We start from the raw sequence: 16102 nt of genomic DNA on the forward strand, positions 1-16102 counted from the left end.
TTCAACAGCGAGACTTGACAATATACCCGAGCATTCTCCCTGTATTGCCCCGGTCCCGGCGATGTGAAAAAAACAGCTCCTCATCTGAATATGTACAATGATCAGTGCTGTACACTCTATCTTCGCCAAGACCATGCTCTAAAGCGATTAATCTGTTCATCCGCTTAAGATCTAATTTCCATGTATTCGTATCTACAAGCTGAAGTACGTCATTTCTGTATTTCTCCGAGACTTGTTGAGCCACATGATTATCCACGATATAGTTACTTTTGGAGATACAAGGGCCGATCACCATCTCGATCGATTCCCTTTCCGCCCCTTCCGTAACCAGGGCTTCAATCATTTCTCCCGCCATGTGATTCACTGTCCCTTTCCAGCCGGCATGAGCAAGTCCTATCCAGCCGGTCTGTTTATCGCTGAAATAAAGCGGAACACAGTCGGCGTAAAAACCGGCGAGAAGTGTGTTTTCATTTTTCGTAATCAACCCGTCTGCTCCCTGCACAGCTGATTCCAGATCTTTTACACCTTTTCCCCGGTCCTCTGCGGTCACCGTCTGTACTTTCGTACCATGTACCTGCTCTGGAAAAACCCATCTTTCCAAAGGTACCTCTATCTCTTCCGCTACTACTTCCCGGTTTTTGACCACGCATTCCGGGTCATCACCAATATGCAGACCAAGATTCAACGATCCCTCGGGGTAGGGAGAGTACCCGCCTTTACGTTTTGTGAACCCGGCAGACACTTCCGGGCTCTTCCAGTTGAATGTCAGTAATTTCTCTGATGACGAAACAAACATAACGCAACACCTCTATTGATTCCCATTTTACCACATGTTAGCCACGTATGCTTTACCAACGCCAATATTCCCTACAGGATTCTGTAGCCTGTGAAGAATGATATACAATTTATCCCAAAAGGCAGCTTCATATATTACTCTATAATTTATTCCCTATTTCACTTACTTAAATACATGTCATATTCCTAAAGGTTTACAAACACACCGGCAATCGGTCACGCTGCGCGCTTTTTCCGATAATAAGAAAAAACTTCCGCCCTTAGAGGGACGGAAGTCAGGATTAATTATCTTCTTCTGTTTCTGTTACGAAGGAAGGTTGGTATATCCAGTGTATCTTCTTCCTGAGACGGCTGCTCTTCATTTTGAGGTTCTCTCGTCTCACGTCTCGGAGATTCCTCTCTATGACGGGGCTCGGATGATGTCTGCTGCTGATTGATGTTACGCTGTCTCGGCTTGTTCTGCCCTTCTTTCATTTGAGCTTCATCAAAACCGGTAGCAATTACTGTAACTACGATTTCATCTTTAAGATTTTCGTTAATCACAGATCCGAAGATGACGTTAACTTCCTGATCAGCTGCAGAAGTAACGATATCTGCTGCTTCCTGAACTTCATACAGGCTGAGGTTCGTACCTCCGCTGATGTTCATCAGTACCCCGTGGGCACCATCGATGGAAGTTTCCAGAAGTGGAGAGGAAATAGCTTTTTTGGCTGCTTCTGCAGCTCTGTCTTCTCCAGTAGCAATACCAATCCCCATTAACGCGGACCCTTTGTCCACCATGATCGTTTTCACATCAGCAAAGTCGACGTTAATCAGTCCAGGTACCGCAATGAGATCCGAAATACCCTGCACACCCTGACGAAGTACGTTATCTGCTTCACGGAACGCTTCAAGCATAGGGGTATTCTTGTCTACGATTTCAAGCAATCTGTCGTTCGGAATGACGATAAGTGTATCAACACTCCCTTTGAAACTGTCGATTCCTCCGGTTGCCTGCGTCGAACGTTTTCTTCCTTCGAAACTGAACGGTCTCGTCACGACACCGACGGTAAGAGCTCCGACTTCTTTAGCCACCTGAGCAATGACTGGTGCTGCTCCGGTACCTGTTCCTCCGCCCATTCCGGCGGTAACGAACACCATGTCAGCCCCCTGAAGCGCTTCTTCGAGCTGTTCCTTGCTTTCTTCTGCTGCTTTTCTTCCTACTTCAGGGTTTGCTCCTGCGCCAAGACCTCGGGTCAACTTGTTGCCTATCTGCATTTTCACTTCTGCTTTCGACATATTCAGAGCCTGAGCATCCGTGTTTACTGCGATGAACTCAACACCCTGAACCCCATGTTCTATCATACGGTTGACAGCGTTTGAACCACCGCCCCCAACTCCAATGACTTTAATGGTTGCTAACTGATCCATGCTCGTATCAAAATCTAACATCATTCGTTCCTCCTAACCGACTTATCACATTCTTTTATTTTAATCAAAAAATGCTTTAATAAATTTAGAAAAACCTGTTTCTTCTTTTTCTTTTGATGATTGTTGCTTTTGTGTTTGGGATTTCTGTTTTGGTTTTTGAGCTTTCGGCTGTTTCGGTGCAGTTTTAGCAGGTTCCCCTATATTCTGCACACTCGGGAAGATATCTTTCCCTTGTATTTTCGCATTGCGGTAAGCAAATTGCAAGGTACCGACCCCACTCGTATATTTAGGGTCACGTACGCCCAAGTAATCAGGAACTGCAAGTCTTAAATTTGCACTGAAAACGTCCTGAGCCAGCTCGAGAACTCCCGGCATGTTCATAGATCCTCCTGTAAGCACGAAACCGCCCGGAAGATCCTGAACTCCCATGCGCTGTAATTCTTTTGCCACCATAACATATACTTCTTCCATTCTGGCTTCAATCATATCAGAGATATCTACCTGATTGTAAGTTTCCTGCTGGTTGCTTCCGATAATGTTTACTGAAAATGTCTCCTGTTCGTTCGCATCCTCATAAAACGCATGGCCATGTTCCACTTTGATACTTTCAGCTTCTTCTGTGGAGGTCCGCAGGCCTACTGACAAATCCTTAGTAATATTGTCGCCTCCCACGGGGATCATAGCTGTGCCGACGAGGTGTCCTTCTTTGAACACCGAGATGGTCGTAGATCCTCCTCCTACATCCATAAGCGCTATCCCGAGGTGTTTCTCATCCTCCGACAGTGCAGCAGTGCCTGTTGCCAGAGGCTGGAGACAAACATCAATCACCTCGAGCCCGGCTCTTTCCACGCAGCGCAATGTATTATGCAACACTGTTTTAGTACATGTGATGATCGTTCCTTCCATCTCGAGCCGGACGCCTATCATTCCCCGTGGATCCGTTATTTCATCCTGTCCATCCACGATGAATTCTTTCGGGATTACATCTATGATTTCTCTTTCCGGCGGGACCGAGACGACTTGTGCCGCATCTATAACCCTGGCGATATCTTCATCTTCGATTTCACGATCTTCACTCGACACGGCGACGACCCCATGACAGTTTTGCAACTGTACGTGGTTGCCATTCACTCCTACGACTACGCGGTCGATTTTCATATCCACCATACGTTCGGCCTGATCCACTGCAGAATGGATAGACTGGACAGTCTTGTCAATATCTACAATGGCACCTTTTTTCATTCCGAGAGAAGGAGCCGTTCCTACCCCTATTACGTTCAGGGAATCATTGGCTACCTCCCCGATTATTGCTTTTATCTCGCTCGTGCCTACATCCAGGCTCACGAGTATTTCTTTTTCATTATTCAATCTGGCGCACCTCCTGTAAACGACCATAAAAAATATTCCATCCAGTATAAGGATAACATTTTTCAGAACCGGTTGATTTAATCAACTGTAATGAATAATTTCTTTTTGAATACTGTTTTTTTCAACTGCCCGGTGTGTTCACTGTCTCAATATAAAGCCGCATCCGGTCTTTCACTGGTTTACAACTTCGGCAGAACGTCAGCCTTCTTCCTCCCGCTCCTGCGGACTTTCTTCTGACGGGATATTTCCCTGCTCCTCTTCCGTTTCCAGTTGTTCTTTGTCACCACCGGCGTATGACTCAAAGTACGTCCCTACACCTACATGGATAACCCCTTCCGCATCCGGATCCAATTGGGAAACGATGGAAGGATAACTGGGCATCTTTTCGGAAAATTGCCGGACAGATGCTATTACCGTGTACCCATCACTCATGTACAACCGTACTCTGTCCCTTTCGTCTTCGTCCATCCAGTGGATTTCGGAAATCAAGTTCGAAACGCTGGCGGGTAAGGAATTCAGTTCTTTAGCCAATTTCGTTAAATGTTTATTATCCGGGAAGCCGTAGAAGATAGGAGCATCTCCTCCCGGGTTTTCGACGAGGGCGTCCCCGAGTATCGTTCCGTCCTCAAGAATCGGAGCAAACTGTTCCTCCACCTTAACGTAGGCGATTCTGCGTTTCTCTTCCAGTGAAATTTCGATACCTCCGGTCAGGGTACGTCTAACTTCCGTACTGCTGACCTCCGGAAGCCCTTTTATTTTATCGGAAACAGCTGCCGGATCTATTCCCCATAAATTACTCGTCCCGGTTATACCACTAACTTCTTTGACTTCACTCTTAGTCAGGTCTTCATCCCCTTTGACTTCTACATACCTTACGTGACTAAGTGGAGATTGAAGATATATTACAATCCCTATCAGCAGAGAGAGGAGAATCAGGTAAAAAATCAGCTGGCGGGCAGCTTTCTTTTTTCTTCGTTCTTTCAACTGAGGCATGCGCTCTTCAATTGAAACGACATTCTTTTCTTTCTTCATCTCAGGCTCTCCTTATGTACGTACAGGTATAACGCCTGAACGGTACAGTTGCAATCCCTTTTATTGTATCACACATAAAAGCTTCTACGTAGTCGATAATTGAAGGAAAATCAAAAAAATTAGACTATTGTTTCGGTCCGGGTCTTCCTGCGGCCATGCCGTTTAAAAACCCGGGGCAGAAGGTGCCGAAAATGAAAGAGACCTTCTTCAACAAAACCCCATTCCCTGAAGAGGAGGTGGGGCCTGTTGCATTTCATATTCAGAGGTTCCCCACAGCTTCTACAAATTTATTACCCCGTTCCTCAAAGGTACGATACTGATCCCAGCTTGCACACGCCGGGGAGAGCAGAATGACATCATTCTCTTTTGAATTCCGGTATGCTCTGGCCACAGCTTCTTCCATGGAATCCACCGGAGTACAGGGGATGTCCAGCTGTCCGGCCACTTCTGCAAGTTTGGCACTTGTTTCCCCGAACACAACTAAGTGTTTCACGTTTTTAAGGTAAGGGGCGAGTCCGTCAAAAGAGTTTCCGCGATCCAGTCCTCCGGCCAGTAATATAACAGGGTTTTCAAACGCTTCAAGTGCATAACGCGTAGCCCGGATATTTGTAGCCTTGGAGTCGTTATAGAAATAGCGCTTCTTTTTTTCCTCTACGTACTGCAGGCGATGTTCCACCCCCTGAAAGCTGTAAAGAACTGCCTGAATAGCCTCATTGGTCACCCCTGCGCTCTTACAGGCTGCAACGGCAGCCAGACAATTCTGCAGGTTATGTTCCCCGACGAGCACGATTTTCTTTCGTTCTGCGACGATCTCCCCGTCGAAATATACGTGGTTCTCATCGGCACTCGCCCCACGACCGTTCTCCTCCAGCGTAAAAGGTACCGCTGCAGCCACAGATTTTTCACGGAAAGTGGAAACGATGCTGTCGTCGTTGTTGAATATAAAGGAATCCTCTTCCAATTGATTTTTCATGATCCTCGACTTGGCTTCGATGTAGTTGTCTCTTGTTTTATGATAATCCAGGTGGCTGTCGAAAATATTAAGCCACACAGCTGTGTGGAGACGTAATTTGTCGATACCGAGAAGCTGGAAAGACGAAAGCTCAATAACCATCGTGTCCTCCGGCCCTGTCCTTCGTGCCACCTCACACGCTACCTCCCCGATATTCCCGGCGACGCGCACGTTTCTTCTGTCTTCTTCAAGCATGCGGTGGACAAGAGTAGTGGTGGTCGTTTTACCATTCGATCCCGTAATGCCTATAATGGGACCGTCATGCAGATAAGTTACCAGTTCCACTTCCGTAATGACAGGAATATTCCGCCTTAAAGCTTCCATGACCATTTCATTTTCATATGGTATGCCCGGATTTTTTATGACGACCTCTCTATCCTCAAGGAGTTCGAAAGGATGGCTTCCTGTAATTAACGGGATGCCTGCAGCTGCGAGTTTCACAGCCTGTTCGCCTGTAGAATCCGCGTTCAGGTCATTGACTTTCACGTCAATTCCACTGGTATGCAGAAGGTCTGCAGCTGCAAATCCGCTTTTGGCAAGACCTACCACCAAAGCTTTTTTATAAGGAAAACCTTTTAAGTGTTTCATCCTGCCATCACCTCCATCGATAATCCGAGAGCAGCAAAAAGCAATCCGGCTATCCAGAAAGCAGTGACTACCTTCCACTCTGACCAGCCTTTCAGTTCGTAATGGTGATGAAGAGGGCTCATCCTGAACACTCTTTTACCGGTAAGTTTGAAAGAAGCTACCTGGATAATTACAGACAGGGTCTCCAGTACAAACACACCTCCGACAATAACGAGCAGAAGTTCCATTTTCAAAATTATGGCGATCATAGCTATCGCAGCTCCGAGAGCAAGAGACCCCGTGTCCCCCATAAAAACTTTTGCGGGGTGAGCGTTAAATACAAGGAAGCCAAGAAGCGCCCCTACAATGGAAATGGAGAACAGAGCAGTTTCCACGTCCCCGGCAACTGTCCACGCTAAAATGGCAAAAGCACCAAAAGCGATAGATGCTGTACCTGCGAGCAGTCCATCAAGTCCGTCAGTCAAATTAACAGCATTGGAGCCCCCGACGAGCATCAGGAGAAGCAGAATGCCATATCCTGCCCCCAAATCGACAGACAGATCGGTCGCAGGGATGCTGATTGTCGTACTGAAATCCCCCGTCAGCAGAATAATATAAACTACTGCAGCAATTACCAACTGCATAAGCATTTTCTGTTTTGAAGTCAGTCCCAGGTTTCTTTTCAGAGCCACTTTAATGTAATCATCGAGAAAACCTATAAGTCCGTACCCCAGGAGAACAATTAAAAGAAGGGCCGTTTTCCTCCCTATCCCGTCTCCGAGTATGAACGGAAGAAACAGCAGAGTCGTGATTGCGACTGCAAACAGTACCATGACTCCTCCCATGGTCGGTGTGCCGCTTTTTTTCTGATGGGAAGAAGGGCCTTCTTCCCGTATTTCCTGGCCGAATTTCAATCTTCTTAAAAAAGGGATGACGACCGGAAAAAGGGCTACTGTAATTAAAAAAGCTATTCCGGCTGTCATCAATAATAATAAATCGTTCATTTTCTGAATATCCTCCTTAAACCTTCACGACCGGCACTACTCATTTGTTATGGATTGCACAATCCGTTCCAGTTTCATCCCCCTGGAAGCTTTAATGAGTACGATACTGTCTTCAGTCATCAATTCTTTCAGTTGCCCGGCAAGAAGTTCCGGGTCTTTGAAATGCCGGGTTGTAATGGATGAAAACTTGCCCGCTACTTTATCGCTGATGGCTTTCGAGTCTCCGCCAATTGTAAATACTGCATTGATCTGAGGATTGATCGCCTCGGCCACCTGAGCGTGTAGTTCATTGGAATGCATACCGAGCTCGAACATATCACCGAGCACCAGAATTTTATGTTTTTTCGTATTGTACATCCGTACAAATTCGATTACAGCCTTCATAGATGTAGGAGAAGCGTTGTAAGTGTCATTGAAGACGTGGGCACCGTTCAACCCCGTAAGTTTCTCAAGCCGCATGCCGGTCATGGATAACCGTCTCAAACCGAGCTGGATTTCTTCCCTGTCCATTCCCAGTTTCTGCGCAAGTGTCACTACATACAAAGCGTTTTTAACATTGTGCTTCCCTACTAAAGGTACTTCGTATTGCTCCCCATTCACCTCGAAACGGCTTCCTTCGTCATGCAGGAAGATACCTTTCGCCCTCTGATCGACGTGATCTCTGAATCCGCAGGCGGTCCCTTCCACTCCTCGAAGTAAAGGTTCATCTCCATCAAAAATAAGACTGCTGCCCTCATGGAAACCTTTTGTAATTTCCATTTTTGCTCCTGCGATATTTTGCCTGCTGCCGAGCTGCTCAATATGAGACTCCCCGATATTGGTGATAATCGCGTAATCAGGGCGGGCGATATTGCTCAGCACTTCGATCTCTCCAGCATTGTTCATCCCCATCTCGATTACAGCGACTTCGGTATCCTCAGGCATGGAAAAAATAGTGAGCGGAACTCCGATATGGTTATTCAGATTCCCTTCCGTATGATGGGTTTTGAACTTCTGGGCAAGTACAGAAGCGGCAATATCCTTAGTGGTCGTTTTGCCGTTCGACCCTGTAACAGCCACAACGGCAGGTCCGACGTTCTTGATATAGTTTTGCGCAAGAGTCTGCATCGCTTTTACAGTATCCTCGACAAAGAAAACGGGAAAGTTTTCCGGCACATCTTCCGGAAGTTCTTTCTCTTTCTCCCACAGTGTCGCCACCGCGCCGTTTTCGACAGCTTTATTCAAAAAAGAATGAGCATCAAAATTTTCTCCGGCTATCGGAATGAACAGGCTCTGCTTCTGCGGGGATCTCGTATCGGTCATAACGTGCTCTATTGTTGAATCTTCCCCGGTTTCCCCTCTGTAATCCTCAAAAATAGAGGTAAGTGCTTCAGTCGTTGTTATCATATTACATCCTCCCTTGTTTAACGGATTGTTCGGCTATTTTACGATCATCGAAATCTATTTTCTCCCCGTTGATTTCCTGGTATGTTTCATGCCCTTTTCCGGCGATAAGCAGAATATCTTTACTCCTGCAGGATGTAACGGCTCTTCTTATCGCTTCTTTACGATCAGTGATCCGCCGGTATTCTCCGGAGAGGTGGTCAGTCATATCGTTCAATATCGATTCGGGATCTTCGGATCTCGGATTATCCGAAGTGAAGTAAACGTCGTCTGCAAACGTCATAGCTATGTCTGCCATTGCAGGACGCTTTCCTGTATCTCTTTCTCCGCCGCAACCGATCACTACACGGAGGTCGCCTTCACATACGCCTTTCAACGTCTTCAGAACATTCTCAAGTGAATCGGGAGTATGAGCGTAATCGACTACGATGCCGTAGGATTGTCCTGCAGATACAGGTTCCAGCCTTCCCGGAACTCCTTTTGTCCTGGCAAAAGCGGAAGCGATCGTTTCAAGACCTACCCCCCGGGCAATAGCTGCCCCTGCTGCAGCAAGCATATTATACACACTGAATGTTCCAATCAGGCTGCTTGAAACTTCCACATTACCAGCCGGGGTGACCATTGTAAACGATATTCCCGTTTCGCTCGTGCGAATATCCAGTGCGTGGATATCCCCCTGTTCCAGCCCGTAAGTCAATACCGGCTGCGCTGAGGACTTGATCAGAATGTCCGCAGCAGCATCATCCCTGTTAATTACGGCAAACTTCTTTTTCCCGTTATCGTAGTGATTGCCGAGCTGGGAAAAAAGCAGGGACTTGGCCCGCAGGTAGTCATCCATATCTTTGTGATAGTCCAGATGATCCTGGCTGAGATTAGTAAAGACAGCGACATCAAAATCAAGGCCGTACACTCTCCCCTGGTCAAGGGCATGGGAGGATACTTCCATCATTGCCACATCGACGTCTTCCTCCGTCATTTTGTGAAAAAAGCGATTGAGGCTGACCGCGTCCGGAGTAGTGTTCGATACGTCATACGTCTGTTCGCTGATTTTAGTCTGAATTGTACCGATTACTCCGGTGGACTTCCGATCCTCGGTAAAGATCTCATCCAGCAGGTAGGTAACAGTCGTTTTTCCGTTTGTTCCCGTAACTCCTATCAAATCCAGTCCTGATGTCGGATCGGAATAGAAACAGGAAGCTATCTGAGCCATGGCCCTCTTCGTATCCGATACCACTACGAGCGGAGTGTCTTCAAGTTCAGTATATTCCATCGCTACTATCGCGGCCGCGCCCTGCTCGATAGCCTTAGATATATATTGATGTCCGTCTGTTTTGAACCCTCTGATACATATGAACAGATCTCCAGGACCCACTTCCCGGGAGTCCATAGTTACTCCAGTTATTGTTACGTCGTTTTCGCCATACTTCCTGTAAAAAGAAAGACAGGCGATCAGTTCATTTAACTTCATCCCATTCATCCTAACTTTCTTTGTAGATTACACATTCCTGTATATTATATCAAAAACCTATGTACTTTTGGGTCAAAAAAACATCCGCCTTAAAAGCGGATGTCTTTACCTTAATCGTTCTGTTCATAAAAACGCAAACGTGACGTTATCCTTCCTCGGGAGGTTCAAGTTGCACTTCCACCTGTTTAACCTTCGTCAAATCGGAACCTTCTTCGATACTTTGTTCCTTAATATAGCCGTTCCCTTTCATCTCAAAGGGGATATCGAAGTAATCGGTCAGTCGCTGCGCTTCCCTTTGGGACCAGCCTTCCATATCAGGCATTTCCGGTTGACCTGTAATAACGAAAATATGCTCGCTGCTCACGACATCCTTTTCGCTTTCAGGCAGAACCGCTTCTACTCTGGCACCTTCCCCTATAACAGTAACTTCTTTAAAGCCGCTCAACGCGGTCTTCGCCTTCTCGACAGAAGCTCCCTGCAGGTCAGGTATATCCATCATTTTCACTTTTGATTTCTCCTTCTGTTCCGGAGAAATATTAAGATAGTGAAGACTGTTTTGCATTACTGTTTTAAATACGTGAGATACAGCATCCGAACCGACTTCGGAATTCTCAAGCTGAGGCTGGCGGACTGCTACATACATGACCAGTTCAGGGTCATCGGCAGGAGCCATGCCGAGAAATGAGAATGTGTAATTGTTTCTGCCGGAGAGATATCCACCTTCGGATATGTTGGCTGTTCCTGTTTTCCCGGCCACTTTAAAATCCTCCAGTGCAAAAGGTTTACCTGTACCTTTTTCATCACTGACCACTTTACGAAGCAGTTTCCTCATTTTTTCTGCCGTTTCTTCAGAGATCGGCTTTCCAAGTACGGAAGATTCGTTTTCTGTGATTTTATCACTGGAGTTAGCCTCCCTGATTGAATCAAAAACATAAGGCTTCATCATTTTTCCGTCATTCGCAATGGCAGTTGCCGCTGTCAGCAGCTGCAACGGTGTCATTGTCGAGCCCTGCCCATAAGCTGTGGTCACTGTCTCGATGGGACGGTCGTTCAGAATAGTACCCGTCTTCTCTCCCGGCAGATCGATGCCGGTTTTTGCATTGAGGTTGAATTTGCTGATATATTTTTCGAAACGATCCGGCCCAAGCTTTTCGTAACCCAGCTTCGCCGCCGCAACGTTGGAGGATCTGATTAGTCCTTCGTCATATGAGATTGACCCCCACCCGGTTCTGTTGTGATCGGAAATCGTGGAGCCATCTACGGAATACGCTCCGGACTTGAATTTTTCGGAGCCGTCGTAGACTCCTGCCTCCATAGCAGACGCCCATGTGAACATCTTCATGGTCGAGCCTACTTCAAACGGGTAGGCAATCATATCGTTGTACCAATTCTCCACATTGCTTCTGTCATTGGGATCATAGGCGGGGCGATTCCCCATAGCCAGAATTTCCCCTGTATCAGGGTCCATGACACCCGCCATTATCTTACTTGGTTCATACTTCTCTTCCACTTCCGTAAGAGCGTCTTCAAGGAATGTCTGGATTTTCTGGTCTATCGTCAGATACACATCTTCTCCGTCCTCCGGAGGATGTAATACTTCTTCCGGATTCAAAAGTTCCGTACCGTACTTATCACGTTTGTAGGAGATTTTACCGTCTTCCCCTTCCAGGTATTTTTCCATGGATTTCTCCACTCCGGTTACACCCTCTACCCCTTCGTCCGTAGACTTGGCAAACCCGAGTACGTGAGAAGCAAAAGTACCATTCGGATAATACCTCTCCGTTTCCTCAGCAAACGTTACGCCGGAAACAGACTTCTCTTTTAAAGCTTCTTCTATCACTTCTTTATCATCTTTTGCAATATCCCGGCCTTTGCTTCCGAATTCCACCTGAAATTTCCCGCTTTTTTTAGCTTCTTTAATACGCTTTACTACTTCTTCTTTTTCCAGATTCAAATGTCCGGACACCACTTCCCCCACGTCTTCAGGGGAGGTTACGTGTTTAGGTTCGGGAAGATTTTCGGAGTAGGAAGGGTCTACGATCGCCTGCAGGCGATAGGTAGGTCGATCGTAAGCGAGAACCATCCCGTTTTTGCCGTAGATTTCTCCCCGTTCCGAAGGGAGAGTATAGGAGCTTGTTCTTTTTTTCTCGGCCCATTTTTCTAAATCGACTCCCTGAACACTACCGGTAGTCTGTATGTAAAGAAACCTTCCTGCTATCAGAAGGAAGGCGATACTGAAAATGATCAGGAGTAGAGAAGCGCCACGTGATGTGTTTCTGTGCTTCATGATGCGAGCCTCCTGAGTGTTATTTCGAAGAAACGGCAGTCGCCTGTTTCACCTGGGACTGTTCAATATCCAGTCCATGTTTTTTAGCAACATTCAGAATTCTCTCCGGATTTCTGAGTTGCTCTACATCGTAAGTTAACGAATTGTTTACAGACTGCTGCTGTTCAACTTTCCCTTCAAGACTTTCAATATCTCTGTTAAGCGTATCCGTAGCACTCGAAAAACTGATTACGTAGGCACAAGCACACAGTACTGTGCCGCTGATAATGGAATAAAGGTATTTTTCTCCCTTGCTTATCCATTTATTCTTTTTTACTCTGACTTTCACCTGTCTTTTTGCAGGTTCTCTTTCGGGCTGATGATAAGGTTTTATTTTTTCTATACTCACGTCATTTTCCACCCTTTCTCAAAGTGAAATTCTTCTGACCAGGGCCTCACTTTCTCAACTACTCTCAGTTTAGCCGAGCGCGACCTGCGGTTTTCTTCCAGTTCTTCTTCTACTGCTTCTATCGGTTTTCTCGTAATCAAAGTGAAAGGAGGCTGTTTCTCCTCAGGAATGACAGGAAAATTTTTCGGAAGAGGAGGTATTGTACTCCAATGTTTGAATGCCTGTTTGCAAATCCGGTCCTCCAGGGAATGAAAGGTGATAACTGCTATCCTTCCCTCGAGAGATATGTATCGTGCTGCCTGATCAAGCGAGGAAAGAAAAGCCCCCAGTTCATCGTTTACAGCAATACGTATAGCCTGAAACACACGTTTGGCAGGATGACCGCCTTTTCTGCGGGCTGCTGCCGGTATACCTTCTTTAATCAATTCAACCAGTTCTCCTGTAGAGGTTATAGGTGCTTTTTCTCTTTGTTTCTCTATTTTTCGGGCTATCTGTTTCGAAAATTTTTCTTCCCCATACCTGAAAAATATGCGTACAAGGTCTTCATAAGCCCACTCGTTAATTACTTCATACGCACTGACGGTATCCGTCTGATTCATGCGCATATCTAGCGGGGCGTCCTGCTGATAACTGAAGCCCCGTTCTTTTACGTCCAGCTGCGGACTTGATACTCCAAGATCGTAAAGGATGCCATCCACTTCTTCTACTCCCCGCGCCTGAAGTTCTTCTTCCAAGTGTCGGAAATTCGAAGGTATGAACGTAATGTTGGATGCATAGTCAGCAAGGTAGTCTCTCGCAGATTCCATTGCGTTTACATCCTGATCGAACACGTAAAGATGACCGCTCGTCAACTGTCTGGCAAACTCTTTACTGTGACCTCCACCCCCGAGTGTGCAGTCAACGTACACCCCGTCAGGCCGGATATTCAATTTTTCAATCGTCTCTGTCTTTAATACGCTGTAATGGTCAAACATGCACTCACTCGTTTCTGTTATTCATAAATCAAGATCAAGCAAATTTTCGGAAAAGGATTCTAGTGATTGGCGCGAATCTTCCATGTAGCTGTCCCACTTATCTTCTGCCCACACTTCCAGTCTCGTGGAGACGCCGACGATAACGCATGCCTTTTCAAGATCAGCATGCTCTCTGAGCGGCAGCGGGATATGAATACGCCCCTGATTATCCAGGGTGCTTTCCATGGCGCCCGATAAGAAAAAACGCGTGAAGGCCCGGGCATCTTTTTTAGTCAGGGGGAGGGATTGTAATTTCCTCTCAAGTTTCCCCCACTCTTCAGGAGGATAAATGAACAGGCAATTATCCAGTCCTCGTGTAACTACAAAGGACTCACCCAGGGAATGCCGTAATCTGCTCGGGATTATTAAACGTCCTTTGGAATCCATATTATGTCGATGTTCCCCCATCAGCATATAAATGACCCCACCTTCTTTATTTAGCGTACCACACTACACCACTTTGTACCACAGTAAACTAACGGAAAACGAAAAAAATCTTTCAATAGAATTAATCCCTTTCCACACTTCAAACGTATAAAGAAAACAGCATAGTAAAAAGTACAAAAAACCTCCCGGAGCAAGTATCGCCGAACACTGGCGACATACCCCGGGAGGCCTTTCCCTATATATATTTAACTGTAAATCAAATAATGCTGCTGCCGGAAGTCCCATTCATATTCCGGGATCTTCGAAAAGAAATCCCAGCCGAATTCATTGAGGAACGGCAGCGGGTTCCATATCCTCTCCTGAAGCCCACCTTTAGGACGGATTACATCTTCAAGACGACTATAAAAAGCAAGGACGTTTTCATATTTTTTGCGATGCTCTTTGGATATACGGTCTCCCATATCGTCGATAAGCGACTCCATATATTCAAGGTTTTTTTCCGCATAACCTAAGACATCGGGTCCCGTCCTTTCCGCTTCCCTGCGGAAGGGGGCGTGGAGACGCGAGATCTGCTCTTTCATTTCTCTCTTCATTTCCTCCAAAGGAACTACAGAGTGGGACGAGAGGAAGTTGATTTTCTCCTCACTTAATCCGTTACGCAGAACCTCGTAAAGATCGATACCTTCCGTTCTTGCTCTGTTTTTGATCCTGTCGCTGACAAAGGTGAAACTGAGTCTTGGAAGTGTCGGAGGCATCTTTATCGATAACTCCGAGAAAGCAGGTCTAAGCACCGACCAGTAGCTTATTTCTCCCGGTCCTCCTACAAAGCCCAGACAGGGAAGCAGCAGATCCTGCATCAGCGGACGTGTGACGACATTGTTACTCAGCCTTTCGGGCGTTTCCTCGGCTATCATCAATAATTCATCCTCACTGAATTCCACTTCCCCCTGCTTACCCACAAAACGGGATCCTTCCCGCATAAGGAGAACACGCTGCTTTCCATCGTGGTAGAACAGATGGGCATCACTTACTTCTGCATCTATAGTAACAGGATAGCCCTGCCTTTTATTTTCCTGTTCCTGTGCATATACTCCAGAAGCTATAGCTTCATTATGCTCGATCATCTGAATAAAGTAGTCGCTTTCGAGCTTACGTATGGAAGGAGCGTGAGCGTCCAGTACGATCAGCCCCTGATGTTTGAAAAGGCTGGTGAGGAGTTTCGCAAAAAAATCTGAATACGTTCTGGCCCCATCCAGTGCATGATGAACGTGCCGGTAAACATCCTTCGTATGCATAGACTCGGGCAGATGTCTGAAACACGCTTCTACGAATTCGTTTGCAGCTTCGCTGTCCAGATCGACGTCGGAAACTGAAGTTTTTCCATCTGTCGTCTGAGAGATTTTTTGTTTTTTCAGACCGTCCTGTTCGAGATAAACATGATTGATTTCTTCAAAGTCATGATCTTCTCCTGCTACCCAGAATACCGGGAGCACAGGTTTACCAAGCATTTTTTCTTTCTGTTTAGCCGCTTCAATGACTGAAATAGCTTTATTGACGGTATACATGGGACCAGTGAGCAAACCAGCCTGCTGACCGGCGATCATCACTGTAGAGTCTTTCTCGTACAAACGCTCAATATGGGCTAATGTTTCAGCTCCCGCTCCGTAATATTCGTTCATTTTTTTCAGAATTTCCACTGTTTCCCCTCTTTTGAAGTCGCGGTTTTGAAGTTCATGTAACCGCTCCTCCCATGAACGTTCCACGAAAGGGAAGTAATCGAATTTATTTGCCAATTTCTCGAAATTGTAACGGTAATCTTTCATCAAAGTATTCGTTTCTCCGAACTGTACCGGATCTATTCTCATCACACATTCTCCTTTATACGCACCTATGTATCTTACATCCTCATAACATTGTACATAATAATCAACCTGCATTCATCTAATCTGTTTACATACGCGGAACGTGAATAAGCAGCAATTAAAATC

The 16102-nt window shown here is 46.2% G+C and carries 13 protein-coding genes; all 13 read right to left on the bottom strand.

The genetic code is table 11. From position 1 onward, the window contains the following. Position 1: 1 nt before the first annotated feature. Positions 2-796: a peptidoglycan editing factor PgeF gene (gene pgeF / locus AAV35_RS07520; protein WP_008589765.1), complete on the bottom strand. Its 795-nt coding sequence runs from the start codon at positions 794-796 to the stop codon at positions 2-4. Between the two features lie 284 nt (positions 797-1080). After that, positions 1081-2226, bottom strand: coding sequence for a cell division protein FtsZ (gene ftsZ, locus AAV35_RS07525; RefSeq protein WP_008589762.1), 1146 nt, complete (start codon positions 2224-2226; stop codon positions 1081-1083). 39 nt (positions 2227-2265) lie between these two features. Next, positions 2266-3573 (bottom strand): cell division protein FtsA, encoded by a 1308-nt coding sequence (ftsA, locus tag AAV35_RS07530; protein ID WP_008589760.1) that lies wholly within the window; start codon positions 3571-3573, stop codon positions 2266-2268. Between the two features lie 198 nt (positions 3574-3771). Beyond that, complete coding sequence (locus AAV35_RS07535) at positions 3772-4605, bottom strand: cell division protein FtsQ/DivIB (RefSeq protein WP_008589758.1); 834 nt, start codon at positions 4603-4605, stop codon at positions 3772-3774. Between the two features lie 259 nt (positions 4606-4864). Beyond that, a complete protein-coding gene (gene murD / locus AAV35_RS07540) occupies positions 4865-6205 on the bottom strand; it encodes a UDP-N-acetylmuramoyl-L-alanine--D-glutamate ligase (protein WP_008589757.1) in 1341 nt (446 codons plus the stop codon). Then, on the bottom strand, positions 6202-7188 hold the full coding sequence (mraY, locus tag AAV35_RS07545; RefSeq protein ID WP_008589755.1) for a phospho-N-acetylmuramoyl-pentapeptide-transferase: 987 nt from the start codon (positions 7186-7188) through the stop codon (positions 6202-6204). The genes murD and mraY overlap by 4 nt, the downstream gene beginning before the upstream one ends. Before the next feature lie 36 nt (positions 7189-7224). Next, on the bottom strand, positions 7225-8574 hold the full coding sequence (locus AAV35_RS07550; protein ID WP_008589753.1) for a UDP-N-acetylmuramoyl-tripeptide--D-alanyl-D-alanine ligase: 1350 nt from the start codon (positions 8572-8574) through the stop codon (positions 7225-7227). Position 8575: 1 nt separating this feature from the next. After that, positions 8576-10039: a UDP-N-acetylmuramoyl-L-alanyl-D-glutamate--2,6-diaminopimelate ligase gene (locus tag AAV35_RS07555; RefSeq protein WP_008589749.1), complete on the bottom strand. Its 1464-nt coding sequence runs from the start codon at positions 10037-10039 to the stop codon at positions 8576-8578. Between the two features lie 145 nt (positions 10040-10184). Then, positions 10185-12326, bottom strand: coding sequence for a penicillin-binding protein (locus tag AAV35_RS07560; RefSeq protein ID WP_008589747.1), 2142 nt, complete (start codon positions 12324-12326; stop codon positions 10185-10187). Positions 12327-12345: 19 nt separating this feature from the next. Then, positions 12346-12714, bottom strand: a complete 369-nt coding sequence (gene ftsL, locus AAV35_RS07565; RefSeq protein ID WP_008589745.1) for a cell division protein FtsL — start codon at positions 12712-12714, stop codon at positions 12346-12348. Further along, positions 12711-13688, bottom strand: a complete 978-nt coding sequence (rsmH, locus tag AAV35_RS07570) for a 16S rRNA (cytosine(1402)-N(4))-methyltransferase RsmH (RefSeq protein WP_008589743.1) — start codon at positions 13686-13688, stop codon at positions 12711-12713. The genes ftsL and rsmH overlap by 4 nt, the downstream gene beginning before the upstream one ends. Positions 13689-13709: 21 nt before the next feature. Beyond that, positions 13710-14141, bottom strand: coding sequence for a division/cell wall cluster transcriptional repressor MraZ (gene mraZ, locus AAV35_RS07575; protein WP_008589742.1), 432 nt, complete (start codon positions 14139-14141; stop codon positions 13710-13712). Between the two features lie 218 nt (positions 14142-14359). Continuing rightward, a complete protein-coding gene (gene bshC, locus AAV35_RS07580; protein ID WP_008589740.1) occupies positions 14360-15979 on the bottom strand; it encodes a bacillithiol biosynthesis cysteine-adding enzyme BshC in 1620 nt (539 codons plus the stop codon). Positions 15980-16102 lie beyond the last annotated feature (123 nt).

The organism is Salimicrobium jeotgali (genome assembly GCF_001685435.2).
GTDB lineage: Bacteria > Bacillota > Bacilli > Bacillales > Halobacillaceae > Salimicrobium > Salimicrobium album.